Raw genomic sequence first — 1,027 nt, forward strand, 5'->3', positions numbered from 1 at the left:
ACCTTGCCGGTCTGGCCCACCTGCCAGTCGTTGGGGGCGTATCCGCTGTCCACCGCGGCGCGGGACGCGCCCACGGCGGCGCCCAGCTTGTCGGCCAGGGCCTCGATGATGGCGAACTGCTCTTTCGAGCCGAGCGCGCGCCCGCCCGAGACCACCCGCCTGGCACTGGTCAGCTCGGGCCGGTCGGAGGCCGCGACCTTGTCGCCGATCCAGGACGACAGGCCCGGATCCTCGGCCAGCGTGGCGTCGCTGACCGGGGCGGCGCCGCCCGCGCCCGCCCCATCGAAGCTGGCGGTGCGGATGGTCATCACCTTCTTGGCGTCGCGCGAGCGCACCGTCTGGATGGCGTTGCCGGCATAAACCGGGCGCTCGAAGGTGTCGGCGTCGATCACCTTGGACACCTCGGGGATCACCATCACATCGAGAAGCGCGGCCACACGGGGCATGACGTTCTTGGCGTCCGTGGTCGCGGGCGCCGCGACATGCTCGTAGTCGGCCGCAAGCGCGGCCAGCAGGGCGGCGGTGGGCTCGGCCAGGCGGTGGCCGTAGCGCGCGTCCTCGGCCACGATCACCTTCGCCACGCCGGCGATGGTCGCGGCCTCCTGCGCGGCGCCCCGCGCCGAGGCGCCGGCGCAGAGCACCGTCACCTCGCCCAGGGTCCCGACCGCCGCCACCGCCTTGGCCGTCGCGTCCCGGTTCAGAACGCCCCCCGTCACTTCCGCCAGAAGAAGAACAGCCATCAGATCACCCCCGCTTCCTTAAGTTTCGAGACCAGCTCATCGACCGATCCCACCTTGATGCCCGCCTGCCGGCCCTCGGGCTCCCGGGTGGACAGGATCTCGAGGCGCGGGCTCACGTCCACGCCGTAATCGGCCGGCGTCTTTTCCTCCAAGGGCTTCTTCTTGGCCTTCATGATGTTGGGCAGGCTGGCATAGCGCGGCTCATTGAGCCGCAGGTCGGCCGTCACGATCGCCGGCAGCCGGACCTCGATGGTCTGCAGCCCGCCGTCCACCTCGCGCGTGACGCG

2 protein-coding genes are annotated in these 1,027 nt (G+C 71.3%); both read right to left on the minus strand.

The features are described from left to right. The coding region (locus IEX25_RS19790) for an electron transfer flavoprotein subunit alpha/FixB family protein (RefSeq protein ID WP_188717437.1) at nt 1–740 on the minus strand (740 nt) is incomplete at its 3' end. Next, nucleotides 740–1,027: electron transfer flavoprotein subunit beta/FixA family protein (locus IEX25_RS19795; RefSeq protein WP_440589951.1), on the minus strand; the 288-nt coding region annotated here is incomplete at its 5' end. The genes IEX25_RS19790 and IEX25_RS19795, both read right to left, overlap by 1 nt.

The sequence above is a fragment of the Paracoccus acridae genome, from assembly GCF_014642735.1.
Classification (GTDB): Bacteria; Pseudomonadota; Alphaproteobacteria; order Rhodobacterales; family Rhodobacteraceae; genus Paracoccus; species Paracoccus acridae.